Below are 25,658 nucleotides of genomic sequence, written 5' to 3'. Positions count from 1 at the left end.
GTGATCCGTGTACTGGTAGCTGAAGACCACACCATTGTCCGCGAAGGCATCAAGCAGTTGATTGGCATGGCCAAGGACCTGCAGGTAGTGGGAGAGGCGAGCAATGGCGAGCAACTGCTGGAGACCCTGCGCCATGTGCCCTGTGAAGTGGTGTTGCTGGACATCTCGATGCCAGGGGTCAATGGCCTGGAGGCGATTCCGCGGATTCGCGCCCTGAACAACCCGCCGGCAATCCTGGTGTTGTCGATGCACGACGAAGCGCAGATGGCGGCGCGGGCGTTGAAGGTTGGCGCTGCCGGCTATGCCACCAAGGACAGCGCCCCCTCATTGCTCCTGACGGCGATTCGCCGAGTGGCGGGCGGTGGGCGCTACATCGACCCGGACCTGGCCGACCGCATGGTCTTCGAGGTCGGGCTGACCGATTCGCGGCCCTTGCATTCGCTGCTCTCGGAGCGTGAATTCTCGGTGTTCGAGCGCCTGGCCCAGGGCGCCAACGTCAACGATATTGCCCAACAACTGGCCTTGAGCAGCAAGACCATCAGTACCCACAAGGCGCGGCTGATGCAGAAGCTCAACATCACCTCGCTGGCGGAACTCGTGAAGTACGCGATGGAGCACAAGCTGCTCTGATCCACCGACATATCCATTTACGACAGGTCAGCCCGACGCCGTCGCCGGATCTTCCGGCAGGTGTCTGGCCAACTGCCGTAAAGCATGCCAAAACGCGCCATCCTTGTAGGGCAATCCCTACCCCCGGCCTTCCATCCGGCTGAGGCGATTCTCTCCTGCGCCCCGATTTGCGTGACTGCGCGTAGCCACTAGGCTTAATCCACGGCAGTCATCAACAATAAAGGTGTGGGTATGAGCGCGGTCGATTCAAGTGCGGGGACCAATGATGTGCTGGTCAGCTTTCGTGGCGTGCAGAAGAGCTACGACGGCGAGAACCTGATCGTCAAAGACCTCAACCTGGACATTCGCAAAGGCGAATTTCTCACCTTGCTCGGGCCGTCCGGCTCCGGCAAGACCACCAGTCTGATGATGCTCGCCGGTTTTGAAACACCGACCGCCGGCGAGATCCTCCTGGCCGGTCGCTCGATCAACAACGTGCCGCCGCACAAGCGAGACATCGGCATGGTCTTTCAGAACTACGCCTTGTTCCCGCACATGACGGTGGCGGAGAACCTGGCGTTCCCGCTGACTGTGCGCGGCCTGAACAAAAGCGACGTCAGCGATCGGGTCAAGCGTGTGCTGAGCATGGTTCAGCTGGACAGCTTCGCCCAGCGGTATCCGGCGCAACTCTCCGGTGGCCAACAGCAGCGTGTGGCGCTGGCCCGTGCCCTGGTGTTCGAGCCGCAATTGGTGCTGATGGACGAACCCCTGGGTGCCCTTGATAAACAACTGCGTGAACACATGCAGATGGAGATCAAGCACCTGCACGAGCGCCTCGGCGTGACCGTGGTCTACGTGACCCACGACCAGGGCGAGGCCCTGACCATGTCCGACCGGGTGGCAGTATTCCACCAAGGCGAGATCCAGCAGATTGCCCCGCCGCGCACGCTGTACGAAGAACCGAAAAATACCTTCGTCGCCAACTTCATTGGCGAAAACAACCGCCTCAACGGCCGGCTGCACAGCCAGACCGGCGACCGCTGCGTGGTCGAACTGGGGCGCGGGGAAAAGGTTGAAGCGCTGGCGGTGAACGTCGGCAAGACCGGCGAGCCGGTGACCTTGTCGATTCGTCCGGAGCGCGTAAGTCTCAACGGCTCCAGCGAGTCCTGTGCCAACCGTTTCTCCGGGCGGGTGGCGGAATTCATCTATCTGGGCGACCACGTTCGCGTTCGCCTCGAAGTCTGCGGCAAGACCGACTTCTTCGTGAAACAGCCAATTGCCGAGCTTGATCCGGCATTGGCCGTCGGAGACGTGGTTCCGCTTGGCTGGCAGGTCGAACACGTTCGCGCGCTCGACCCACTTCTAGAGGCGAACTGATCGCCCCCTTGCTTCACCAACCCCGCACGTGGAGAGAACAATAAATGTTGAAATCCCTGAAATTCACCGCTTTGGCACTGGGCATGATGGGCGCCGCACACGCAATGGCTGCCACTGATCTGACCGTGGTGTCGTTTGGCGGCGCGAACAAGGCGGCCCAGGTCAAGGCCTTCTATGCACCGTGGGAAGCGGCGGGTAACGGCAAGATCGTCGCCGGCGAGTACAACGGTGAAATGGCCAAGATCAAGGCCATGGTCGACACCAAGAGTGTGTCCTGGGACCTGGTAGAGGTTGAATCGCCCGAACTGTCCCGTGGTTGCGATGAAGACATGTTCGAGCAACTGGACCCGGCGCTGTTCGGCAAGACCGAAGATTACGTCAAGGGCGCCATCCAGCCGTGCGGCGTCGGCTTCTTCGTATGGTCGACCGTGCTCGCCTACAACGCTGACAAGCTGAAAACCGCACCCACCAGCTGGGCCGATTTCTGGGACACCAAAAACTTCCCGGGCAAGCGTGGTCTGCGCAAAGGCGCCAAGTACACCCTGGAATTCGCCCTGATGGCCGACGGCGTCGCGCCGAAAGACGTCTATAAAGTGCTGGCCGGCAAAGATGGCCAGGACCGCGCCTTCAAGAAGCTCGATGAACTCAAGCCAAGCATCCAGTGGTGGGAAGCCGGTGCGCAGCCGCCGCAATACCTCGCCTCCGGTGACGTGGTCATGAGCTCGGCCTACAACGGTCGCATCGCTGCGGTACAGAAAGAATCCAACCTGAAAGTCGTGTGGAACGGCGGCATCTACGACTTCGACGCATGGGCCATCCCGAAAGGTCTGGACGCCAAGCGTGCTGAAGCGGCGAAGAAATTCATCGCCTACTCGGTACAACCGCAGCAGCAGAAAACCTATTCGGAAAACATCGCCTACGGCCCGGCCAATACCCAAGCCGTCCCGCTGTTGGCGGCGGAGATTCTGAAAGACATGCCGACCACCCCGGAAAATATCGCCAACCAGGTGCAGATCGACGTCAGCTTCTGGGCTGACAACGGCGAGCAACTGGAGCAGCGCTTCAACTCGTGGGCTGCCAAGTAAGACCGCACCGCGGCCTTACGCTGTAGGAGCGAGCCTGCTCGGGATAGCGGTATGTCAGTCAGCATCAATGCTGAGCTGTCAGTCACCATCGATAGCACGCTCGCTCCCACCTATAAAAGTTCGGGGCGGTTCGCCGCCCCTGCAACGATCAAAGATTTTCGGAGTTCGCCATGGCCATCGCCGTTCCCTTGAACGAGGGCACCAATCGCACCCTGAAGCAGCGCCTGGCGCGTGCCGAGCGGGTCAACCGCTGGAAGGCCCAGGCCCTGATCGCGCCGCTGGTGCTGTTTCTGTTGCTGGTGTTTCTGGTGCCCATCGTGGCGCTGCTCTACAAAAGCGTCGGTAACCCGGAAGTGGTCGGCGGCATGCCGCGTACGGTGGCGGCCATCGCTGCCTGGGATGGCCGTGGCCTGCCGGCTGATCCGGTGTACAAGGCTGCCAGCGAAGATCTGGCCGAAGCCCGCAAGAATCAAACCTTGGGCGATCTGTCCAAGCGCCTGAACATGGAGTTGGCCGGCTATCGCAGCCTGCTGACCAAAACCGCCCGCGCATTGCCATTCAAGACTGAGCCGACTTCTTATAAGGACGCGATGGAAGCGCTGGATGAGCGCTGGGGTGACCCTGCGTACTGGCAAGCGGTGCGTCGCAACACCAGCAGCGTCACCCCTTATTACCTGCTGGCGGCCGTTGACCATCGTATCGACGATCTCGGTGAAGTCGCCCCGGCAACCCCCGATCAGGCGATCTACCTGGATATCTTTGCCCGTACCTTCTGGATGGGCCTAGTGATTACGGCCATTTGCTTGCTGCTGGCCTATCCATTGGCCTACCTGCTGGCCAATCTGCCGGCGCGCCAAAGCAACCTGTTGATGATTTTGGTGTTGCTGCCGTTCTGGACGTCGATCCTGGTGCGTGTGGCCGCCTGGATCGTGTTGCTGCAATCGGGTGGCTTGATCAACAGCGCGATGATGGCCATGGGCATCATCGATAAGCCGCTGGAGTTGGTGTTCAACCGCACCGGGGTCTACATCTCGATGGTGCACATCCTGCTGCCGTTCATGATTCTGCCGATCTACAGCGTGATGAAAGGCATCTCGCCGACTTACATGCGAGCCGCGATTTCCCTAGGTTGCCATCCATTCGCCAGCTTTTGGCGGGTGTACTTCCCGCAAACCTATGCCGGTGTCGGCGCCGGTTGCCTGTTGGTGTTCATCCTGGCCATTGGTTACTACATCACTCCGGCGCTGCTCGGCAGCCCGAACGATCAGATGGTCAGCTACTTCGTCGCCTTCTACACCAACACCAGTATCAACTGGGGTATGGCCACGGCGCTGGGCGGACTGCTGTTGCTGGCAACCGTCGTGCTCTATCTGATTTACAGCTGGCTGGTGGGCGCGAGCCGCCTGCGCCTGAGCTAAAGGGAGAATCGAAATGCTGAGTCCGTATATGTCGCCCGTCGAGCGGGTGTGGTTCTACAGCTTGCGCATTCTCTGCGGGCTGATCCTGTTGTTCCTGATCCTGCCGGTGTTGGTGATCGTGCCGTTGTCGTTCAACTCGGGGAGCTTTCTGGTCTATCCGCTGCAGGGTTTCTCGCTGCACTGGTATCAGGACTTCTTCGCCTCGGCGGAATGGATGCGCGCCCTCAAAAACAGCATCATCGTGGCGCCGGCAGCCACCGTGCTGGCCATGGTCTTCGGCACGCTGGCGGCGATTGGCCTGACCCGCGGCGACTTCCCCGGCAAGCCGCTGGTGATGGCACTGGTGATTTCGCCCATGGTGGTGCCGGTGGTGATCATCGGTGTGGCCAGCTACCTGTTCTTTGCGCCGCTGGGCCTGGGCAACAGCTTCTTCTCACTGATTGTGGTGCACGCGGTGCTGGGTGTGCCGTTCGTGATCATCACCGTGTCGGCAACCTTGCAGGGCTTCAACCACAACCTGGTGCGTGCGGCGGCCAGCCTCGGCGCCTCGCCGTTGACCGCCTTCCGCCGGGTGACCCTGCCGTTGATCGCCCCCGGAGTCATTTCCGGCGCGCTGTTCGCCTTCGCCACTTCGTTCGATGAAGTGGTGGTGACGCTGTTCCTTGCCGGCCCCGAGCAGGCGACCTTGCCACGGCAGATGTTCAGCGGCATCCGCGAAAACCTCAGCCCGACCATCGCCGCCGCCGCGACCCTGCTGATTGCCTTCTCGGTGATCCTGCTGCTGACCCTGGAATGGTTGCGTGGTCGTAGCGAGAAACTGCGTACGGCACAGGTGTAATCTTCGCCGCCTCTGTAGGAGCGAGCCTGCTCGCGATGACGAACTGACAGTCACTGTAAAGGTCGACTGAACGAACGCCATCGCGAGCAGGCTCGCTCCTACAGGGCGTTAAGCAGCATCGATAGAGCACCATTGATTTCGAGAAAATCTATCGCGTGACGCACTGATCATCGTTGTCACGGTGCGCGGGTCAAAGCTGGCGGTATACAATGCGCGCCATCGTGATCCTGCTCAAAAAAGGTGCGTCATGCAGCCCTTCGCTATTGCTCCGTCGATTCTCTCCGCCGACTTCGCCCGTTTGGGGGAGGAAGTAGACAACGTCCTGGCCGCGGGTGCCGACATCGTGCACTTCGATGTCATGGACAATCACTACGTGCCTAACCTGACGATCGGCCCGATGGTGTGCTCGGCATTGCGCAAGTACGGCGTGACCGCACCGATCGACGCACACCTGATGGTGTCCCCGGTTGATCGCATTGTCGGCGACTTCATTGAAGCGGGCGCGACCTACATCACCTTCCACCCGGATGCCACCATTCACGTTGATCGCTCCCTGCAGATGATCCGTGAAGGCGGCTGCAAGGCTGGCCTGGTGTTCAACCCGGCGACGCCGCTGGACGTGCTCAAGTATGTGATGGACAAGGTCGACATGATCTTGCTGATGAGCGTGAACCCGGGTTTCGGCGGTCAGAAGTTCATTCCCGCGACCCTCGACAAACTGCGTGAAGCACGTGCGCTGATCGATGCCTCGGGGCGTGACATTCGCCTGGAAATCGACGGCGGGGTCAACGTCAACAACATCCGTGAAATCGCCGCCGCCGGCGCTGACACCTTTGTCGCCGGCTCGGCGATCTTCAACGCCCCGAACTATCAGGAAGTGATTGAAAAAATGCGTGCCGAACTGGCGCTGGCTCGCCCATGAGTGGCTTTGAGCAGCTGTTCCCGGGGCAACTGCCGCGTCTGGTGATGTTCGATCTGGATGGCACGCTGATCGACTCGGTTCCGGATCTGGCAGTGGCTGTGGATAACATGCTGCTCAAGCTGGGCCGGCAACGTGCCGGTCTGGATGCGGTGCGCGAGTGGGTCGGCAACGGTGCGCCGGTGCTGGTTCGGCGTGCGTTGGCGGGCGCCATCGACCACAGCGGCGTGGATGATGCCGAGGCCGAGCACGCGCTGGAAATCTTCATGGAGGCTTACGCCGATGGCCACGAATTGACTGTGGTCTACCCGGGCGTGCGCGACACCCTCAAGTGGTTGCACAAGCAGGGCGTCGAAATGGCGCTGATCACCAACAAACCGGAGCGTTTCGTCGCGCCGCTGCTGGATCAGATGAAGATCGGTCGCTACTTCAAATGGATCATTGGCGGCGATACCCTGCCGCAGAAAAAGCCGGATCCGGCGGCGTTGTTCTTTGTGATGAAAATGGCCAACGTACCGGCTTCCCAGTCGCTGTTTGTCGGCGATTCGCGTAGCGATGTGCTGGCGGCGAAGGCGGCCGGGGTCAAGTGCGTGGCCCTGAGCTACGGCTACAACCACGGGCGGCCGATCGCCGAGGAGTCGCCGGCGCTGGTCATCGACGATCTGCGCAAGCTAATTCCCGGTTGCCTGGATTCAGCCGCTGGGATAACGTTGCCCGACGCTGTTCAACCCCCTTCTGGAAACGCCATCGTGGTGGTCACTCGCAAACTCTGGATGAAAGTCATCAAGGCCCTGGCCCGCTGGCGTTGGCGCGCCTGACTTGATCCTGCCGGTTGTCCGGCGCGTTTGCATACCTGACCGTTAGCTCCTCATGCCACGAGGCACCTCATGATCCGCGAAGAATTCCTGCGTTTGGCCGCTGCCGGCTACAACCGCATCCCGCTGGCCTGCGAAACCCTTGCCGACTTCGACACGCCGCTGTCGATCTACCTGAAACTGGCTGACCAGCCCAACTCCTATCTGCTGGAGTCGGTGCAGGGCGGCGAAAAGTGGGGCCGCTATTCGATCATTGGCCTGCCATGCCGCACCGTGCTGCGGGTGCATGACCATCACGTCAGCGTGACGGTGGATGGCGTCGAGGTCGAAAGCCACGATGTCGAAGACCCGCTGAGCTTTGTCGAAGACTTCAAAGCGCGCTACAACGTGCCGACCATCGCCGGCCTGCCGCGTTTCAACGGCGGCCTGGTGGGCTACTTCGGCTACGACTGCGTACGCTACGTAGAGAAACGCCTGGGCAAATGTCCGAACCCTGATCCATTGGGCGTGCCGGACATTCTGTTGATGGTCTCGGACGCCGTGGTGGTGTTCGACAACCTGGCCGGCAAGATGCACGCCATCGTCTTGGCCGATCCGGCGCAGGACAACGCGTTTGAACAAGGCCAGGCGCGTCTCGAGCAACTGCTCGAACAACTGCGCCAGCCGATCACACCGCGCCGTGGCCTGGATTTCAGCAAGCAGCAGGCCGCCGATCCGGTATTCCGTTCCAGCTTCACCCAGGCCGACTACGAGCGCGCCGTCGACACCATCAAGGAGTACATCCTGGCGGGCGACTGCATGCAGGTCGTGCCGTCGCAACGGATGTCCATCGACTTCAAGGCGGCACCGATCGATCTGTACCGCGCGTTGCGTTGCTTCAACCCGACGCCGTATATGTACTTCTTCAATTTTGGCGACTTCCATGTGGTGGGCAGTTCGCCAGAGGTGCTGGTGCGGGTCGAAGACAACCTGATCACGGTGCGCCCGATTGCCGGGACGCGTCCACGGGGCGCCAACGAAGAGGCGGACCGGGCGCTGGAAGAAGACCTGTTGTCGGATGACAAGGAAATTGCTGAGCACTTGATGCTGATTGACCTGGGGCGCAACGATACCGGTCGGGTCTCGGAAATCGGCTCGGTGAAACTCACCGAAAAAATGGTTATCGAGCGCTACTCCAACGTCATGCACATTGTTTCCAACGTCACCGGTCAGCTGAAAGCCGGGCTGACGGCGATGGACGCGCTGCGGGCAATTCTGCCGGCGGGCACCTTGTCCGGCGCACCGAAGATCCGCGCGATGGAAATCATTGACGAGCTGGAGCCGGTCAAGCGCGGTGTCTATGGCGGGGCAGTGGGTTACTTCGCCTGGAACGGCAACATGGACACAGCAATTGCGATCCGCACTGCGGTGATCAAGGACGGCGAGCTGCATGTGCAGGCCGGTGGCGGCATTGTGGCCGACTCGGTGCCGGTGTTGGAGTGGGAAGAGACTCTGAACAAGCGACGCGCGATGTTTCGTGCAGTCGCCCTGGCCGAGCAAACGCCGCAGGATTGAATCTGTAGCTGTGGTTCAGCGCCAAAAAAACGCTGTCCCTGTGAGGGGGCAGCGTTTTTTTCGCTCGCGGATTTAGAAGTCCAGCACCACGCCAACGTTCACCCCTTGTTGAGTGAAGTCATCATCCTTGCGGATGTTGTACCCGGCGCGCAACGCCAGGTCGGCGGTCAACTTGTGGCTGACGCCCAGGTTCAGGCGGTTGATATGGGATTGTGGGGTGTAGCCCTCGAGGGTGTAGCGGTTGTCGGGCAGGGTATTGAGGTTCATCGTCACCTCTTGAGTGTCGTCCTCGTACTCGCGCTCATGGGCGTACTCGCCATACACCTGAGTTTGCGCGGTGATCTGGTATTTGCCCTGGAGGCCGATGCCCAAGCGGCGCGAGTTGCGGGTCTGGTCGTCGTAGGTCAGCGCGGTCGCGTCATTGCCATCCTCTGAGTAGCCGTCGACCTTGACCTTGGCGAAGTCGGCGCTGACGAACGGCGACAGGTGCCATGGGCTGCTGGCCTGTTGCGCGATGTCATAACCGATCCGGCCACTGGCCGCCAACACGGTGCCGCTGGTATCGCCTTTCTCGCCGCGCTCATTGACGCCCAGGTCGAACTTGCGCTTGAGGCTGTCGTAATCCAGGTGCCCAGCTGTCAGGGCGCCATCGGCCCACCAGCGATTTTGCTGGTACTGGGCGAAGGCGGTGCCCATGTAGGTATTGAGCTTGTAGTCCGAATCGTTGCTGCCGGCTTCCAGCGTCTGGTGATACAAGCCCGCCGCGACACCTACACGCCAGGCGTCATTGACGCGGTAGCTGGTGCCGATATTCAGGTTATAGCCGCTGCCATCGCCGCTGACGGCGCTGTTCTGGCCATCAAAGTCCAGGTGCTGCCCGCCGCCGGCGACAATCGCCCGCCATTGGCCGACGCCTTGCCAGTTTTCCCAGTCGGCCTGCCATTGATTGCGCAGTTCATCCTGATGCGCGCGCAGGGTGCCATGGGCCATTTCCGGGAGGAGCGAGGCTTCCCACGGTGCCGACAGCAACGAGTAAGCGTAATCGGCAATCAGTCGTTGGCCGGCCTCGGTAGGGTGCACCGAGTCGTTGTAGATCAGCTTGGTCGGATCGGGCGTGGCGCTGTTGATGCCGTAGCGGGCGTTTTCCGTACAGCCGCTGCCACTAAAGCAGGTGGCAGTGAGGTTCTGGTCGGTGGCCAGGCCGAACTGCGCTGGATTGGCGAAGGCCTCGTTGAGCAGCACCGGGATGTTCAGCGGAATGACTTCGGCGTTGACGGTCTGCAGTTGCCGCACCAGTTCGCTGTTGAACTGGGTGCTGAGTTGGGAGACGAAGCCTTGCAACGGGCTGCCGTTGATTGCTGGCGTCAAGCCAATATCGGGCAATAGCCAGACCATGATGTATTTGGCACCGGCCTGTTGCAGGGTCTGCACGCTATCGACCAGCCGGCCGGCAGCGGCGTCAGCCTGGGCGAGGTTGAGAATGCGTCCTTGGAGAAAGTCGTTACCGCCGCCGGAGAGGTAATACAGTGCGTTCGGGTCGGCCCGCAGGCCGTTGCTTGGCAGATAGCCGGCGCGCGTACGTTCGCCGGTGGCCGATGTGGTGGTGATCGACTCGAGGATCTGGTCGGTCCGATAGCCGCCGACCGCCCAGTTGTTGCCGTCCGCCAAGCCTTCGTTGGCGCGTACGGCTGAGGTCGAGGCAGCCGTCTGGTCTTCGGAAAACCCCAGCTTCCCCCCCAGCAACTGTGTCGAGTTGGAAGAACGGACTTCCCCGGCACCGTCGCGGTAGGTGGGGCCAACGCGGTTGGTGAAGCGTTGGGTGGCACCTGCGGGACCGCCCGGGTCAGTAAACTGGCCGGCGTCGTTGAGGCTGTCTCCAAAGACCACGAAGTTCGAATAAGGTGTCGGAGCAGCGATCGCCTGGGCGCAGGCCAGCGCGAGAAGGCTGGCTGCCAGCGGTACAAACAGCGTCTGTCTGATCATAATCAAGTCCGTTTATTTATTGTTGTAGTGAACAAAACGACAGTACCAAAAACTTTTGCGCCTCTGCTATGGCTAAAGGCCGCATCTCCCGCTATTGCTACGCCATATTGCACCCTCTGCTCAGCTAAGTTACTGTGCCTGAACGTATGAATGAGACCTTCCCCGTGTTGATCGTCAGCAAACTCTTGGATCAAGTCGTCAAGGCACACGCCCGTTGGCGTTGGCGCGCCTGAATATTCTCTGCCGGCCCGGCCGGACCTGTACCTGTTTGCCTTCTTTGCCCGTAAGCCCCGCCGTTGTTGTTGGCTGTTCCAGCCACTAAACGAGCGCTGCAATCCTGCGGGCCAATCATTCGAAGGCTGTTTTGAAAGTCAGTGAATTCAAGAGGTTTGCCCCCATGTTGCTGATGATTGATAACTACGACTCCTTTACTTACAACGTTGTGCAATACCTCGGCGAGCTAGGCTCCGAGGTCAAGGTCGTGCGCAACGATGAACTGACCATCGCCCAGATCGAAGCCCTCAAGCCCGAGCGCATTGTGGTGTCCCCTGGCCCGTGCACGCCGACCGAAGCCGGCGTGTCGATCGAGGCCATCAAGTATTTCGCTGGCAAGCTGCCGATCCTCGGCGTTTGCCTGGGACATCAGTCGATCGGACAAGCCTTTGGTGGCGATGTCGTGCGAGCCCGGCAAGTGATGCACGGTAAGACTAGTCCGGTATTTCATGAGGACAAGGGCGTGTTCCAGGGACTGAACAATCCTTTGACCGTCACCCGCTATCACTCGCTGATCGTCAAGCGCGAAACCCTGCCCGATTGCCTGGAACTGACCGCCTGGACTCAGCTCGAAGATGGCTCGGTCGACGAAATCATGGGCCTGCGCCACAAAACGCTGAACATTGAAGGGGTGCAGTTCCACCCTGAGTCGATCCTCACCGAGCAGGGCCACGAACTGTTCGCCAATTTCCTCAAACAAACCGGCGGCACGCGCTAAGGACTTTCCATGGATATCAAGACTGCCCTGAGCCGTATCGTCGGCCATCTGGACCTGAGCACTGAGGAAATGCGCGATGTGATGCGCGAAATCATGACTGGCAAATGCACGGACGCGCAGATTGGCGCATTCATGATGGCCATGCGCATGAAGAGCGAGAGCATCGATGAAATTGTCGGCGCCGTATCGGTCATGCGTGAGCTGGCGGACAAGGTCGAGTTGAACACCCTCAACGGCGTGGTCGATGTGGTCGGCACCGGCGGCGATGGCGCGAACATCTTCAACGTCTCGACCGCCTCGTCATTTGTCGTCGCCGCAGCCGGTTGCACGGTGGCCAAGCATGGTAACCGCGCAGTCTCCGGCAAGAGTGGCAGCGCCGACTTGCTGGAAGCGGCCGGGATTTACCTGAACCTGACGCCAGTACAAGTTGCACGCTGCATCGACAACGTTGGTATTGGTTTCATGTTTGCCCAATCCCACCACAGTGCGATGAAATACGCGGCGGGCCCACGCCGTGACCTGGGCTTGCGTACCCTGTTCAACATGCTCGGCCCGCTTACGAATCCGGCCGGTGTGAAACATCAGGTTGTCGGCGTGTTCAGTCAGGCCTTGTGCCGACCATTGGCCGAAGTCCTGCAACGCTTGGGTAGCAAACACGTCCTGGTGGTGCACTCCAAGGACGGCCTGGATGAATTCAGCCTGGCTGCGCCGACCTTTGTCGCGGAGTTGAAGGATGACCAGATCACCGAGTATTGGGTCGAGCCGGAAGACCTGGGCATGAAGAGCCAGAGCTTGCACGGTCTGGCGGTTGAAAGCCCGGCAGCCTCGCTTGAGCTGATCCGCGATGCGCTGGGGCGCCGCAAGACCGAAAACGGCCAGAAAGCTGCAGAAATGATCGTGCTGAATGCGGGTGCCGCGCTCTACGCCGCGGATCATGCAAGCAGCCTCAAAGAAGGCGTCGCCCTGGCGCATGACGCGCTGCACACTGGCCTAGCACGTGAAAAACTTGAAGAGTTGGGCGCGTTTACCGCGGTATTCAAAGTGGAGAATGAGGCATGAGTGTACCGACGGTGCTGGAAAAGATTCTTGCCCGCAAATTTGAAGAGGTGGCCGAGCGCAGTGCTCGCGTGACCCTGGCCGAGCTGGAAGCCATGGCCAAGGTGGCAGACGCGCCTCGTGGTTTTGCCCAGGCTTTGCTTGAGCAGGCCAAGCGCAAGCAGCCGGCAGTGATCGCCGAAATCAAGAAAGCCTCGCCGAGCAAGGGCGTGATTCGCGAAAACTTCGTACCCGCCGACATCGCCCGTAGCTATGAGAAGGGCGGCGCGACCTGCCTGTCGGTGCTGACTGATGTCGACTACTTCCAGGGCGCTGATATTTATCTGCAACAGGCTCGCGCAGCCTGTGCGTTGCCGGTGATCCGCAAGGACTTCATGGTCGATCCGTACCAGATCGTCGAAGCCCGTGCGCTGGGCGCTGATTGCGTGCTGCTGATCGTGTCCGCACTGGATGACGTGAAGATGGCTGAGCTCGCGGCCGTTGCCAAGAGCGTTGGCCTGGATGTACTGGTTGAAGTTCACGACGGAGATGAGCTTGAGCGGGCGCTGAAAACCCTCGACACGCCTCTGGTCGGGGTCAACAACCGCAACCTTCATACCTTTGACGTCAGCCTGGAAACCACACTCGATCTGCTGCCGCGCATTCCTCGTGATCGCCTGGTGATCACTGAAAGTGGCATCCTCAACCGTGCCGATGTCGAGCTGATGGAAATCAGCGAGGTTTACTCGTTCCTGGTTGGCGAAGCGTTCATGCGTGCCGAACAGCCGGGGGCAGAACTGCAGCGCCTGTTCTTCCCGGAACGCGGCGTACCGGTCAGTGGTTCCACACTCGACTGATGTACATTCAATGAAGAAGCCGGCGATGCCGGCTTTTTTGTATCCACAGCCAAGGATCCGCACTGCCATGACTCAACCCATCGCCCTGACCGTCGAAGCGGGACTGCAAGCTGAACAGGATTTGTTGGCTACGGTGTGTGCCGGCGACCAGGAATTTGGCCTGTTGTTCTGGCAGCCCAGTGATCGTGCTCTGGTCATGCCGCGGCGCTTGAGCCGTCTGCCGGGATTCGAGGAGGCCTGTCTGGCTTCGGCGGAAAATGGTTGGCCGGTATTGTTGCGCGAAACCGGCGGTGAGCCTGTGCCGCAATCGGCAGCGACCGTTAACATTGCGTTGGTCTACGCACCGCCCCGTAGCGAAGGGGATCACGGGCGTATCGAAACAGGTTATCGACGTCTGTGCGATCCGATCTGCACGCTGCTCACAGAGCTGGGCGGCAATGCTTCCTTGGGTGAAGTCGAGGGAGCGTTTTGTGATGGGCGTTTCAACGTCAACCTGGATGGTCGCAAGATGGTCGGCACCGCTCAACGCTGGCGCCAAAGCAAGGGTGGTCAGCGACCGGTCGGCCTGGTGCACGGTGCGCTGCTGCTGGATGACGAACGTGAGTCGATGGTGCAGGCGGTGAATCGCTTTAACGAAGCCTGCGGCCTCGATCAACGAGTACGTGCGCAAAGCCATATCGCCCTGCATGAACAATTTGCCGCCCCGCTGGCTATTGAGCGGCTGGATGCCTTGTATCGTGAGATGCTGGCTAAGGTCATGGCTGTCTAGCGGGTGCCGAACACCACCATGGTCTTGCCTTTGACGTTTACCAGGTTGCGTTCTTCCAGATCCTTGAGAACGCGACCGACCATCTCCCGCGAGCAGCCGACGATCCGCCCGATCTCCTGACGGGTGACTTTTATTTGCATGCCGTCGGGGTGGGTCATGGCGTCAGGTTGTTTGCACAACTCCAGCAGACAGCGCGCTACCCGGCCAGTAACGTCGAAGAACGCCAGGTCGCCGACCTTGCGGGTGGTGTTGCGCAGGCGCTGGGCAATCTGGCCGCTGAGCACGTAGAGAATGTCCGGATCCTGTTGGGACAGTTCGCGAAATTTGCCGTAACTGATTTCGGCCACTTCGCATTCGACCTTGGCCCGAACCCAGGCGCTGCGTTCCTGCTCCTGACCGGCTTGTTCGAACAGGCCCAGTTCACCAAAGAAATCCCCGGCGTTGAGATAGGCAATGATCATTTCTCGCCCGTCATCGTCTTCGATCAGGATGGTGACCGACCCTTTGATAATGAAAAACAGCGTGTCGGAACGATCCCCGGCGCAAATGATATTGCTCTTGGCCTGATACCGGCGGCGCTGGCAATGCGTCAGCAGTTTGTCGAGATTCTTTATTTTTGGGGTTGGGGCAATAGCAACCATGGTTGTATCCCGAAAAGACTGCACGGTGAGGTGTCTATTTTTTGTTGACGATGGATTGGCGTCATTGATTTGGCGCCAGCTTACCAGACGCACTCTGTTGTCATTGCAGATTTTACCCATGACGCAGGCTACTGGCTCAAGTCGACGGGGCACGCTTTCAATCGCTGACGCTGTGCTAAGCTGGCGACCCTTTTTTTACAGTGGAGACTCGGCGATGAAGGCACGCATCCAATGGGCTGGCGAAGCCATGTTCCTCGGTGAATCCGGCAGTGGTCACGTCGTGGTCATGGACGGTCCGCCAGAGGCCGGTGGTCGCAACCTGGGTGTTCGGCCGATGGAAATGCTCCTGCTCGGCGTAGGCGGTTGCAGTAATTTCGACGTGGTCAGTATTCTGAAGAAGTCGCGCCAGGCTGTTGAAAGCTGCGAAGCCTTCCTCGAAGCCGAGCGTGCGACTGAAGATCCCAAGGTCTTTACCAAGATCCACATGCATTTCGTGGTCAAGGGGCGGGCCCTCAAGGAAGCCCAAGTCAAACGAGCCATCGAGTTATCGGCAGAGAAGTACTGCTCTGCATCGATCATGCTGGGTGCTGCGGGCGTCGCCATTACTCACGATTACGAAATCATCGAGTTAGGCTGAGTCGACAGGGCAAAAAAGAAAGGGCGCTGATTCAGCGCCCTTTTCAGTTTCCGTATCAAATACGGTAGGTGCTCTTGGTCATGACCTTGGCCAGCAGGCTCATACCAAATTTGACCGGCGCCGGAAAGCGGAAGCCACCGGCATCCAGGGCACTTTCAGCGTGCTGTTCTTCGTCGATGCGCATTTGCTCGAGAATCGCCCGGGACTTTTCGTCTTCCGCGGGCAGTTGCACCAGATGTTCGTTCAAGTGTTTGCACACCTGATCCTCGGTTGCGGCAACGAAGCCCAGGCTGACCTTGTCGCTGATCAATCCGGCCACCGCGCCGATGCCGAACGACATGCCGTAGAACAACGGATTGAGAATGCTGGTGTGACTGCCCAGTTGCTTGATGCGCTGTTCGCACCAGACCAGGTGATCAATCTCTTCTTCCGCCGCATGTTCCATTGCTGCTCGCACTTGCGGCAGCTTGGCAGTCAGCGCCTGGCCCTGGTACAGCGCCTGGGCGCAGACTTCACCGGTATGGTTGATCCGCATCAGGCCGGCGACGTGACGAGTGTCCTCATCGCTCAGTTTCGTCTCGGGCTGCAGGATGGCCGGCGACGGGCGGTGAGGCTGGCCACTGAACGGCAGCAACGTGCGCATTGCGGTATCAGCCTGTAGCAACAGGCGATCAATGGGCGAATAGTGACGTTGGGTTGTCATGCTGACCTCCGGGAGAATCTCGGCGGCCAGTTTACCGCAATCGGCCGGGGAAGGTTTGCGCTGGGTCATTGCACACGTCGGCAGAGTAGGGGGAGGCGAAGGAGCAGATTCCTTTGCCACCCGCATCCGCGTCGGCGTGAATCAGCCCGGCGGCCAATTCATTTGGCGCTGACCCAGAACGTGCATGTGAATGTGGTAGACGGTCTGTCCACCCAACTCGTTGCAGTTCATCACCACCCGAAAGCCCTCTTCGCAACCAAGCTCCAGGGCCAGGCGTTGGGCGGTGAACAGAATATGCCCGGCCAGGGCTTTGTCATCTTCGGTCAGGTCGTTGAGGGTGCGGACCGGCTTTTTCGGAATCACCAGAAAATGCACGGGTGCCTGGGGGGCAATATCGTGGAAGGCCAGAACCTGGTCATCCTCGTAAATGATCTTGGCAGGTATTTCTCTGTTGATGATCTTGGTGAACAGAGTATCCACAGCGATTTCTCCATGTTGATGGGCCGCACTGAGTGTACTGAAGGGGATACCCCTGCGCCTAACCTTTTGCTTTGGCCACACTCAACGCGGGCAATAAGCTTTGTTGAACATGCCGGCGAGGGTGCGTGTCAGCCAGCGCGAGCCAAGGCGCGGCAGGAATGCACGCCAGCGATTGCGCCGTCCAGGGATGATGATGGCGCGATTTTTTTCCAGGGCTCGTACGGTGTACAGCGCGACTTCCTCGGAGCTCATCAACCGATTGCTGGCGTTCAGTTTGCTTTCGTCGAGCTGGGCGGTGCGAAAGAATGCGGTCCGGGTCGGTCCAGGACACAGCACCGAAACCTTGACTGCGCACTTTTTCAGCTCAACCCGCAGGCCTTCCGAGAAGTGCAGCACGTACGCCTTGCTGGCATGGTAAGTGCTCATCCAGGGGCCGGGGTGGAAGGCTGCCACGGAGGCCACATTGAGAATCTGTCCGCCGCCCTGTAGGGCCATGCTGTTGCCAATCGCGTGACACAGTCGGGTGAGAGCGAGGACATTGACCTCAATCAGGTCTTGCTCAGTCATCCAGTCCTGCGCCAGAAAGGGGCCGCAAGTGCCCATTCCCGCGCAATTGACCAGTAGGTCGATCTGCCGCTCGCCTTCTTCCAGTTCGAGGAGAAATCCGGACAGGCGCAATGGCTCGCCCAGGTCGCAGGCTCGAAACAACACCTCGACGCCAAAGCGTTGGGTGAGTTCGATGGCGATGCTTTCCAGCTGATCACGTTGGCGAGCCACCAGTATCAGGCTGCGGCCTCGGCGTGCCAGTGCTTCGGCCATGGCCAGGCCGATGCCGCTTGAAGCACCAGTGATCAGAGCGTAACGGGTCATGCGGTTCTCCATCGCAACGGCTCGGGACCTGTAGACAGAGAGGTCACAGGAAACGAGCGCGTTTATTCTTTCTCATAGTCTACAGGGGGCTGAGCCGGTTGCGCCGCGTCATCTGTTTCAACACTGTCAGTTGTTTCACTGGTTTCGTAACGGCTACCCACAGCACTTTCATATTCTTCGGTGAGCGTGGAGAGGCCTCCAGCCAGCCCGCCGACAAACATCAGCGCGATCACTACCAGCCACAGCGCGCAGAGCACTTTGACCGCGGTGCTGTTGGCGGGTGGGGGCGCGCCGTAGCGATTGCTCGCGGCATTCCCGGGAATCACTGCCAGGGCGATAGGAAACAGGCTGCCGAGCACCGGCACCAGATTCAGGAACCACAGCCAGCCCGACCAGCCCAGGTCGTGCAAACGCTGCACACTGATGGTGATATTCAAGTAGAAGTAAGCCAGCACCCCGGCGACACAAACAATTGCGCCCAGCACCATTTGATCGCCAGCCAGCAGAGTCAATCCCAGGATGCCGGCGACGCCACCTACGACCAGAAGTGCGGCAAGTGACCAGGCCAGGTAGCGCAAGCGACCGATTCGTCCCTGAACGCTGAGTACTTTGAGCTCGGAGTATTCGCTGCTCACTTCACCCACAAGCGATCGGGGAGGGGCGTAGGGTGATGGGTTCTCAGTGCTTGTCGGTGGTGTCGGTGTGGTGCAGGTGGCGACAACTTCACTCAAGTCGAGCTCGATCGAGGGCTCGGCTTCGATCCGCGCTTCAATGCCGGTTTTCATCAGAGCATTGAGATAGGTTTGCGCATCTGCGTGGGTAAGATCGCGTTTCAGGGCGACGGGTTTACCGCTGAAGAGTCGTTCAATGGCTGCAACATCGCTTTTGAACAGCTGCGCCAAGTTGAGTTTGGCGGTGGTGATGTCGACTCCGTTTTGCAGGGCTCCATCGAAGACGATCTTGAAGCGGGCGTCGCTCATAGTTGTACATCCTTGTCGCGAATAGGTGGGCAGTAAGCCCAATCCGGACCAGCTCGCTCGCCTGGCCCGAGGGGGGGATCAGCGTGGCCAGCGTTTTGGCAACTGAGCGGCAATTTGCTGTGCATTGCGGTATTCGGCGTCCAGCCGGGCGATCAGCTCATCCACGCTCGGCAAGTCGTTGATCTCGCCGACGCCTTGTCCGGCCGACCATACGGTTTTCCAGGCTTTGGCTTCATCGCTCACTGGCTTGAGCTTGGCGCCAAAGTTGATCTCACCTTTGCCTTGCAGCGCTTCGATATCGAAGCCGGCATTGAGCAGGCTTTGGCGCATGAAACTGGCGGGTACCCCGGAGACCGCCGGAGTATGCACAATGTCGGCGGCTCGCGATGTCAGCAGCATTTCTTTGTAAGCGTCAGGCGCGTGACTTTCGGTGGTGCCGATAAAGCGCGTACCAAAGTAGGCCAGGTCGGCGCCCAGCAATTGTGCGGCGAGAATTTCATGGCCGTGATTCAGACAGCCGGCAAGCAACAGGGTTTTGTCGAAGAACTGGCGGATCTCGGCAATCAACGAGAAGGGGCTCCAGGTGCCAGCGTGTCCACCGGCGCCCGCCGCGACGGCGATCAGTCCATCGACACCGGCTTCGGCGGCTTTTTCGGCATGGCGACGCGTCGTCACGTCGTGGAACACCAGGCCGCCATAGCCATGAACGGCGTCCACCAGTTCTTTGACAGCCCCCAGGCTGGTAATCACGATAGGCACCTTGTGCTCGACGCAGATTGCCAGGTCCGCCTCCAGCCGTGGATTACTTTGATGCACGATCAGGTTCACCGCATAGGGTGCCGGGTTTTCCAGTAGCGCCAGCCCTTCCTCGATTTCTTCAAGCCAGGCTTTGAAGCCGCTGCTCTCGCGCTGATTCAGCGCCGGAAAACTACCGACCACGCCATTGCGGCAACAGGCGAGCACCAATTGTGGATTGGAAATCAGGAACATCGGCGCCGCCACTACGGGCAGGCGCAGGCGTTGTTCGAGCAAAGCGGGCAGCGACATTGGAAATACCCCCGAGTCAGTTCAGTCAGTAAGATTAGAACGGCCGTACGACAACCAAAATTACGATAGCCAGCAACATCAGAACCGGGACTTCATTGAACCAGCGGTAAAAGACATGGCTGCGGGTGTTTTCGCCACGGGCAAAGCGCTTCACTTGCGCGCCGCACATGTGGTGATAACCGATCAGCAGTACCACCAATGTCAGCTTGGCGTGCATCCAGCCACCCTGAGTGAAGTACGCGCTCGGATTGAGACTGATCAGCCAGCCACCAAAGATCAGCGTTGCGATCATCGAAGGACCCATGATGCCGCGATACAACTTGCGCTCCATCAGGCTGAAGCGCTCTTTGCTGGTGTTGTCCTCGCTTTGAGCGTGATAAACGAACAGACGCGGTAAGTAAAACAGGCCGGCAAACCAGCAGACGATGCTGACGATATGAAAGGCTTTGAGCCACAGATAGAGCATTTTTGGTTATTCCCAGGTTCACGGTAGCCCGAATAGTAGAGGCTTGAGCCTCCGTACGTCACCTTGCTGGTTGTCGCAGGGCTGGGTGGGCCCTATTATCGACGGCTTTCCAGTGGGTTCGTTGAGGGCAGGTTTATGGTCAAGGTCGGTATCGTCGGCGGCACGGGTTACACCGGTGTCGAATTGCTGCGTTTGTTGGCTCAGCATCCGCAAGCGGAAGTGGTGGTGATCACTTCCCGATCCGAGGCCGGTATGGCCGTTGCCGATATGTACCCCAACCTGCGTGGCCACTACGACGGTCTGGCGTTCAGCGTTCCGGACATCAAGACGCTCGGTGCCTGTGACGTCGTATTCTTTGCCACCCCCCATGGCGTTGCCCATGCCCTGGCGGGCGAGTTGCTCGCGGCCGGGACCAAGGTCATCGACCTGTCGGCAGACTTCCGTTTGCAGGACGCGGATGAGTGGGCCAAGTGGTACAACCAGCCTCACGGTGCCCCGCAGTTGTTGGAGGAAGCGGTTTATGGCTTGCCGGAAGTCAATCGCGAACAGATCAAGCAAGCACGCCTGATTGCTGTGCCGGGCTGCTATCCGACTGCTACCCAGCTGGGCTTCTTGCCGCTGCTCGAAGCCGGGCTGGCTGACACCTCGCGCCTGATCGCTGACTGCAAGTCCGGCGTCAGCGGGGCTGGCCGTGGCGCCGCCGTAGGTTCGCTGTATTCCGAAACGTCAGAAAGCATGAAGGCCTATGCAGTCAAAGGTCATCGCCACTTGCCGGAGATCCGCCAGGGGCTGCGTCGCGCTGCCGGTAAAGAAGTTGGCCTGACGTTTGTTCCGCACCTGACTCCGATGATTCGTGGCATTCACTCGACGCTGTACGCGACAGTCGTTGATCGCTCTGTTGATTTGCAGGCGTTGTTCGAGAAACGCTATGCCAATGAGCCGTTTGTCGACGTCATGCCGGCTGGTAGCCATCCGGAGACTCGGAGTGTTCGCGGCGCCAACGTCTGCCGTATTGCGGTTCACCGTCCTCAGGACGGCGATCTGGTGGTGGTTTTGTCGGTGATCGACAACCTGGTCAAGGGGGCGTCGGGTCAGGCTGTACAGAACCTGAATATCATGTTTGGCCTGGATGAGCGCTTGGGTCTGTCCCATGCGGGTATGTTGCCTTAAACCACGTGGCTCACAGCAAAAAGGCCCTTGAACGGGCCTTTTTGCTGTCTGTCAGCATGATTATGTTGATTGCTATACCATAACAATAGTTGACCGCTTTTCTGGGAGAAGCGGATAATGCGCGTCATCACGCAGTATGGCGGCATAACGCCGGGAGATAGTCAGCATGAGCGTCGAATCCTTCACCCCCACGGCTTTGCAATTCACTCACGGTGCCGCGCACAAGGTGAAGAGCCTGGTCGATGAAGAGGGTAATGATCGCTTGAAGCTGCGCGTATTCGTTACGGGCGGCGGTTGTTCAGGATTTCAGTACGGCTTCACTTTCGATGAGGAAGTGGCCGATGACGACACCATCGTCGAGCGCGAGGGTGTCAGCCTGGTTGTCGATCCGATGAGCTACCAGTATCTGGCTGGTGCCGAGGTGGACTATCAGGAAGGTCTGGAAGGTTCGCGTTTCGTGATCAAGAACCCTAATGCGACCACTACTTGCGGTTGTGGCTCTTCGTTCTCGATCTGATCGTCGCGCGCACTCGTAGTTGTACTCAACGCCGCATGGCTTCAGAGCCTTGCGGCGTTTTGCTGTCTGGCGTCAGGCGGGATAGATGGCGCCCAGTACCCGCAAGCCGCGAGCGCCGGTGACACTGGGGCGATTGGCCGGGATGCCTTCAAGGCAACAGTGTGCCAGCCAAGCAAAGGCCATGGCTTCGACCCAATCTGGGTCAACCCCATAAGTGGCGGTACTGGTTACGGTTGTGTCGGGTAGCAGGGTAGAAAGACGGGCCATCAACGCTGCGTTGTGCGCGCCCCCACCGCAGACCAACAGTTCCTCGGTCTTGCGCTGGGCGGCTTGCAGTGAGTCGACGATGGTCAGGGCGGTCAGTTCAAGCAGCGTGGCTTGCACGTTTTGTTCGGCGAAGGCCGGCAAATGTGCGAGGTGCTGGGTGAGCCATTGCAGATTGAAGACTTCACGGCCAGTGCTTTTCGGGCCTGAGGCCTTGAAGAACGGGTCACTGAGCAAGCTCTTCAGCAAGACCGGTTCGAGCTTGCCGCTGGCCGCCCATTGGCCGCCGCGGTCGAAGGTTTCGCCACGTTGTTGATGAACCCATGCATCCAGCAGAACGTTGCCCGGGCCGCAATCAAATCCCGCGACCGGTCTGCCTGTCTCGATCAGGCTGAGGTTGCTGAAGCCACCAACGTTCAACACCGCACGATTACCAGTGCGCTCGCCAAACAAGGCTTCGTGAAAGGCCGGAACCAGTGGCGCACCCTGTCCACCCGCAGCAACGTCGCGGCTGCGGAAGTCGCTGACAACTGTAATGCCAGTGAGCTCCGTGAGCAGGGCGGGATTGCCAATCTGAACCGTGAAGCCGCGTGCAGGTTCGTGGCGAATGGTCTGGCCGTGACTACCGATCGCTCGGATGTCAGCGGGTTTGAGTTGCTGTGCTGTAAGCAAGGTATTGATGCCTTGCGCCGCTAGGGTCACCCAGTTTTGCTGGGCAATCGCGGAGCGGGCGATCTCGTCCGGTCCGCTTGCGCACAGACCCAGCAACTCCGACCGTAAGGCGTCAGGCATGGGAATGTAGTGTGTTGCCACCAGCCTGATTGCTGTCGTGTATTCGATCAGAGCGATGTCCAGCCCATCCAGACTGGTTCCGGACATCAGTCCTAGATACAGTGCCATGGCTTAGCGCTTGCTCGAAGCCAGCATCGTGGCCTTCTCTTGATCCATGCGCGCCATCAGCGGCTGGCTCTGCTGCAGGAAGCGTGCTCGCTCGCCCTTGGCAATCGGATCGGCCATCGGCAGCTTCTGGCCCAGCGGATCGACGTGTACGCCATTGACCTGGAACTCATAGTGCAAGTGCGGGCCGGTCGACAGACCAGTGGTGCCGATGTAGCCAATCACCTGGCCCTGCTTGACGCTGCCACCGGTTTTCACGCCCTTGGCGAAGCCTTGCATATGCCCGTACAGAGTGCGGTAGGCGTTGCCGTGCTGGATGATAACGGTATTGCCATAGCCGCCACGCCGGCCGGCCAGCAGTACTTTGCCGTCGCCAGCCGCCTTGATCGGTGTGCCACGTGGCGCAGCGTAGTCAACACCTTTGTGGGCGCGAATCTTGTTCAGAATTGGATGCTTGCGCCCCATTGAGAAGCGCGAGCTGATACGGGCGAAGTCCACCGGCGTGCGGATGAACGCCTTGCGCATGCTGTTGCCATCTGCGGTGTAGTAGCTGCTGTTGCCTTGCTTGTTGGTGTACCGCACGGCGGTGTAGGTTTTGCCGCGGTTGGTAAAGCGCGCCGAGAGGATCGGGCCGTTGCCAACCGCCTTGCCATTGACCACTTTCTGCTCGTAGATCACGTCGAACTCATCGCCCTGGCGAATATCCTGGGCGAAGTCGACGTCGTAACCAAACACGCTGGCCATGTCCATCGTGAGGCTGTGGGAAAGGCCGGCACGCGCCGCGGACTGCGAGAGCGAGCTGTTGATAACCCCATGTACATAGGCCGTGCGTACGGTTGGCTTGGCGGTTGTGCGGGTGAAAGCATAACCCTTGGCGTTCTTGCTCAGGCTGATGCTGTCCAAGTCGCTGATCTTGCTGTGCAGGGTGTTCAACTGGCCGTCTGGGCCAAGTTCAAACTCGAGCTTCTGGCCGCGTTTGAGTTGGGTGAACTGCTTGGCTTGCTTGTCGCTGGCGAGAATTTCGCTGACTGCCGAGGAGGGCAGGCCGACTTTCTCGAACAGGGTCGACAGCGTGTCGCCCTTTGCAACGATGACTTCCCTATGGTTCGCGGCCTTTTTCTCTTCAGCGACTGGAGCAGGCGCTGCTTGCGCAGTTTGCTGGACGTCGTCGGCACTGTTTTCGATTTGCGCGAAGGGAGACTCTACCGGCTCGTTTGTGGCTTGAACGGCGTCGGCAGCGTCTTGGTCTTGTGTCAGTTGTTCGGCAGGGCTTTCCAGCTCCAGGCTCAGCGTGGTCTTTTTGGCTTCGACGTCACTGGATGGAAACACCAGAAGCGCGAGGCTGAGCAGGGCGGCGATGCCACTTGCGGCCAGCAGGTGGGTCTTCGGATAAAGCGGTGGCGCTTTAGACGGTTCAGTGGTCATAGGTAATTTGACTTTGGAAAAGATGAAATGGAAAAGATGAATGACATGATGAAGATGAAATAACTGTATAAAATATAACCAAATCATCTCTTAAGCAAGCCGCGAGTGCTCTGTTCGCGGAATGCTGTCCGTGCGCCGGGCAAAACTTGTATTTGGTGCGCGATCTTGTATGGTTGGTCCCCTTTGAATCTGAGCCTTGCGGGTCTGTTATGAAGTCGGTTGAAGAGCAGCTAGCGCTGATTAAACGTGGTGCGGAAGAACTGTTGGTCGAGTCCGAGCTTGTCGAAAAGCTCAAGCGTGGCCAGCCGCTGCGTATCAAGGCTGGCTTCGATCCGACGGCACCCGATCTGCACCTTGGGCACACGGTGCTTATTAACAAGCTGCGTCAGTTCCAGGAGTTGGGTCATCAGGTGATTTTCCTGATTGGCGATTTCACCGGGATGATCGGTGATCCGAGCGGCAAGAGTGCTACTCGCCCGCCGTTGACCCGCGAGCAGGTGTTGGAAAACGCCGAGACCTACAAGACCCAAGTGTTCAAGATCCTCGATCCGGCCAAGACCGAGGTCGCATTCAATTCCACCTGGATGGACCAGATGGGGCCGGCGGATTTCATTCGTCTGACTTCCCAGTACACCGTGGCTCGCATGCTTGAGCGCGACGACTTCGACAAGCGCTACTCGACCAATCAGCCAATCGCCATTCATGAGTTCCTCTATCCGCTGGTCCAGGGCTACGACTCGGTAGCCTTGCGTGCAGATGTAGAGTTGGGCGGCACAGATCAGAAGTTCAATCTGCTGATGGGGCGTGAGCTGCAGCGCAGTTACGGCCAGGAGGCTCAGTGCATCCTGACTATGCCGTTGCTCGAAGGTCTGGATGGCGTGAAGAAGATGTCCAAGTCCCTGGGCAACTACGTTGGCATCCAAGAGGCACCGGGTGTCATGTACGGCAAGCTGGTATCGATTCCGGATGCGCTGATGTGGCGTTACTTCGAATTGCTCAGCTTCCGCTCCATGGAAGAGATCAACGCGTTGCGTGCGGATGTCGAGGCCGGGGCCAATCCGCGTGACGTCAAGATCAAGCTGGCGGAAGAGATTGTGGCGCGTTTCCATGGTGAAGAGGCTGCGGCCAATGCTCACCGTGCTGCCGGCAATCGCATGAAGGATGGTGAGCTGCCGGATGACCTGCCGGAGATCGAGCTGACTGCTACAGAGGATATGCCGATTGCTGCCGTGCTGAATCAGGCTGGATTGGTGAAGAACTCGGCAGTCGCTCGCGACTTGTTGGGGTCGGGTGGTGTGCGTGTTGATGGTG

General features: G+C 59.4%; 26 protein-coding genes (1 of these 26 cut by a window edge). 16 read left to right on the top strand and 10 right to left on the bottom strand.

Features of this window, described 5'->3' with window-relative positions:
• From KW062_RS26640 to trpE, 8 genes are all read left to right on the top strand, one after another.
• Positions 1-630 carry a response regulator gene (locus KW062_RS26640; RefSeq protein ID WP_105755159.1) on the top strand — a complete coding sequence of 210 codons (630 nt, stop codon included), beginning with the start codon at positions 1-3 and terminating at the stop codon, positions 628-630.
• Positions 631-861: 231 nt separating this feature from the next.
• Positions 862-1,986, top strand: coding sequence for an ABC transporter ATP-binding protein (locus tag KW062_RS26635; protein WP_027617181.1), 1,125 nt, complete (start codon positions 862-864; stop codon positions 1,984-1,986).
• Between the two features lie 44 nt (positions 1,987-2,030).
• Entirely contained in the window at positions 2,031-3,071 is a 1,041-nt protein-coding gene (locus KW062_RS26630) for a polyamine ABC transporter substrate-binding protein (RefSeq protein WP_027617182.1), read from the top strand.
• 170 nt (positions 3,072-3,241) lie between these two features.
• The gene (locus tag KW062_RS26625) at positions 3,242-4,489 is read left to right on the top strand and encodes an ABC transporter permease (RefSeq protein WP_027617183.1); all 1,248 of its coding nucleotides are present in this window, start codon (positions 3,242-3,244) and stop codon (positions 4,487-4,489) included.
• 13 nt (positions 4,490-4,502) lie between these two features.
• Positions 4,503-5,327, top strand: a complete 825-nt coding sequence (locus KW062_RS26620; protein WP_027617184.1) for an ABC transporter permease — start codon at positions 4,503-4,505, stop codon at positions 5,325-5,327.
• A gap of 247 nt (positions 5,328-5,574) precedes the next feature.
• Positions 5,575-6,249 (top strand): ribulose-phosphate 3-epimerase, encoded by a 675-nt coding sequence (gene rpe, locus KW062_RS26615; RefSeq protein WP_027617185.1) that lies wholly within the window; start codon positions 5,575-5,577, stop codon positions 6,247-6,249.
• Positions 6,246-7,064: a phosphoglycolate phosphatase gene (locus tag KW062_RS26610; RefSeq protein WP_027617186.1), complete on the top strand. Its 819-nt coding sequence runs from the start codon at positions 6,246-6,248 to the stop codon at positions 7,062-7,064. The genes rpe and KW062_RS26610 overlap by 4 nt, the downstream gene beginning before the upstream one ends.
• Positions 7,065-7,133: 69 nt before the next feature.
• Positions 7,134-8,615, top strand: coding sequence for an anthranilate synthase component I (gene trpE, locus KW062_RS26605; protein ID WP_105755158.1), 1,482 nt, complete (start codon positions 7,134-7,136; stop codon positions 8,613-8,615).
• A gap of 72 nt (positions 8,616-8,687) precedes the next feature.
• On the opposite strand, the gene estP is transcribed toward trpE, so the two are convergent.
• The gene (estP, locus tag KW062_RS26600; protein WP_105755157.1) at positions 8,688-10,598 is read right to left on the bottom strand and encodes an esterase EstP; all 1,911 of its coding nucleotides are present in this window, start codon (positions 10,596-10,598) and stop codon (positions 8,688-8,690) included.
• A gap of 397 nt (positions 10,599-10,995) precedes the next feature.
• On the opposite strand from estP, the gene KW062_RS26595 reads away from it, so the two are divergent.
• The 4 genes from KW062_RS26595 (at position 10,996) to KW062_RS26580 (ending at position 14,250) form a co-directional block, all read left to right on the top strand.
• Positions 10,996-11,589, top strand: coding sequence for an aminodeoxychorismate/anthranilate synthase component II (locus tag KW062_RS26595; protein ID WP_027617189.1), 594 nt, complete (start codon positions 10,996-10,998; stop codon positions 11,587-11,589).
• A 9-nt stretch (positions 11,590-11,598) separates the two neighbouring features.
• Positions 11,599-12,648, top strand: a complete 1,050-nt coding sequence (gene trpD / locus KW062_RS26590; RefSeq protein WP_027617190.1) for an anthranilate phosphoribosyltransferase — start codon at positions 11,599-11,601, stop codon at positions 12,646-12,648.
• Positions 12,645-13,481: an indole-3-glycerol phosphate synthase TrpC gene (trpC, locus tag KW062_RS26585; protein ID WP_027617191.1), complete on the top strand. Its 837-nt coding sequence runs from the start codon at positions 12,645-12,647 to the stop codon at positions 13,479-13,481. The genes trpD and trpC overlap by 4 nt, the downstream gene beginning before the upstream one ends.
• Before the next feature lie 67 nt (positions 13,482-13,548).
• Positions 13,549-14,250, top strand: a complete 702-nt coding sequence (locus KW062_RS26580; RefSeq protein ID WP_105755156.1) for a lipoate--protein ligase family protein — start codon at positions 13,549-13,551, stop codon at positions 14,248-14,250.
• On the opposite strand, the gene crp is transcribed toward KW062_RS26580, so the two are convergent.
• Positions 14,247-14,891, bottom strand: a complete 645-nt coding sequence (gene crp, locus KW062_RS26575) for a cAMP-activated global transcriptional regulator CRP (RefSeq protein WP_027617193.1) — start codon at positions 14,889-14,891, stop codon at positions 14,247-14,249. The two genes, KW062_RS26580 and crp, sit on opposite strands and share 4 nt — an antisense overlap.
• A gap of 214 nt (positions 14,892-15,105) precedes the next feature.
• Here crp and KW062_RS26570 point away from each other — a divergent pair, with 214 nt between their 5' ends.
• On the top strand, positions 15,106-15,528 hold the full coding sequence (locus KW062_RS26570; RefSeq protein WP_005792019.1) for an OsmC family protein: 423 nt from the start codon (positions 15,106-15,108) through the stop codon (positions 15,526-15,528).
• A 55-nt stretch (positions 15,529-15,583) separates the two neighbouring features.
• On the opposite strand, the gene coq7 is transcribed toward KW062_RS26570, so the two are convergent.
• The 6 genes from coq7 to hemJ all read right to left on the bottom strand — a co-directional run bounded on the left by coq7 (position 15,584) and on the right by hemJ (position 20,074).
• Positions 15,584-16,231, bottom strand: coding sequence for a 2-polyprenyl-3-methyl-6-methoxy-1,4-benzoquinone monooxygenase (gene coq7 / locus KW062_RS26565; RefSeq protein ID WP_027617194.1), 648 nt, complete (start codon positions 16,229-16,231; stop codon positions 15,584-15,586).
• Between the two features lie 141 nt (positions 16,232-16,372).
• The gene (locus KW062_RS26560; protein WP_017128660.1) at positions 16,373-16,711 is read right to left on the bottom strand and encodes a histidine triad nucleotide-binding protein; all 339 of its coding nucleotides are present in this window, start codon (positions 16,709-16,711) and stop codon (positions 16,373-16,375) included.
• 81 nt (positions 16,712-16,792) lie between these two features.
• On the bottom strand, positions 16,793-17,581 hold the full coding sequence (locus KW062_RS26555; protein WP_027617195.1) for an SDR family NAD(P)-dependent oxidoreductase: 789 nt from the start codon (positions 17,579-17,581) through the stop codon (positions 16,793-16,795).
• A gap of 62 nt (positions 17,582-17,643) precedes the next feature.
• Positions 17,644-18,561, bottom strand: a complete 918-nt coding sequence (locus KW062_RS26550; RefSeq protein ID WP_105755155.1) for a DUF805 domain-containing protein — start codon at positions 18,559-18,561, stop codon at positions 17,644-17,646.
• Positions 18,562-18,639: 78 nt separating this feature from the next.
• Positions 18,640-19,608 carry an NAD(P)H-dependent flavin oxidoreductase gene (locus KW062_RS26545; protein ID WP_105755154.1) on the bottom strand — a complete coding sequence of 323 codons (969 nt, stop codon included), beginning with the start codon at positions 19,606-19,608 and terminating at the stop codon, positions 18,640-18,642.
• 34 nt (positions 19,609-19,642) lie between these two features.
• Positions 19,643-20,074 carry a protoporphyrinogen oxidase HemJ gene (gene hemJ / locus KW062_RS26540; protein WP_105755153.1) on the bottom strand — a complete coding sequence of 144 codons (432 nt, stop codon included), beginning with the start codon at positions 20,072-20,074 and terminating at the stop codon, positions 19,643-19,645.
• 135 nt (positions 20,075-20,209) lie between these two features.
• On the opposite strand from hemJ, the gene argC reads away from it, so the two are divergent.
• Together argC and erpA are read left to right on the top strand one after the other, a co-directional pair.
• Positions 20,210-21,244, top strand: a complete 1,035-nt coding sequence (gene argC, locus KW062_RS26535; protein ID WP_027617199.1) for an N-acetyl-gamma-glutamyl-phosphate reductase — start codon at positions 20,210-20,212, stop codon at positions 21,242-21,244.
• 166 nt (positions 21,245-21,410) lie between these two features.
• On the top strand, positions 21,411-21,761 hold the full coding sequence (gene erpA, locus KW062_RS26530) for an iron-sulfur cluster insertion protein ErpA (protein WP_027617200.1): 351 nt from the start codon (positions 21,411-21,413) through the stop codon (positions 21,759-21,761).
• Between the two features lie 72 nt (positions 21,762-21,833).
• Here the strand turns inward: erpA and KW062_RS26525 are convergent, their stop codons facing one another.
• Complete coding sequence (locus tag KW062_RS26525; protein WP_105755152.1) at positions 21,834-22,925, bottom strand: anhydro-N-acetylmuramic acid kinase; 1,092 nt, start codon at positions 22,923-22,925, stop codon at positions 21,834-21,836.
• A gap of 3 nt (positions 22,926-22,928) precedes the next feature.
• On the bottom strand, positions 22,929-24,347 hold the full coding sequence (locus tag KW062_RS26520) for a peptidoglycan DD-metalloendopeptidase family protein (protein WP_027617202.1): 1,419 nt from the start codon (positions 24,345-24,347) through the stop codon (positions 22,929-22,931).
• A 209-nt stretch (positions 24,348-24,556) separates the two neighbouring features.
• Here KW062_RS26520 and tyrS point away from each other — a divergent pair, with 209 nt between their 5' ends.
• On the top strand, positions 24,557-25,658 hold the 5' portion of the coding sequence (gene tyrS / locus KW062_RS26515) for a tyrosine--tRNA ligase (RefSeq protein WP_105755151.1). 98 nt of this gene lie beyond the right edge of the window; only the first 1,102 of its 1,200 coding nucleotides appear in the window; its start codon is at positions 24,557-24,559; its stop codon lies beyond the right edge, outside the window.

The organism is Pseudomonas fluorescens, from assembly GCF_019212185.1.
GTDB lineage: Bacteria > Pseudomonadota > Gammaproteobacteria > Pseudomonadales > Pseudomonadaceae > Aquipseudomonas.
Note: the sequence above shows the minus strand (reverse complement) of the source record. Positions and strands in the feature narration are given on the sequence as shown.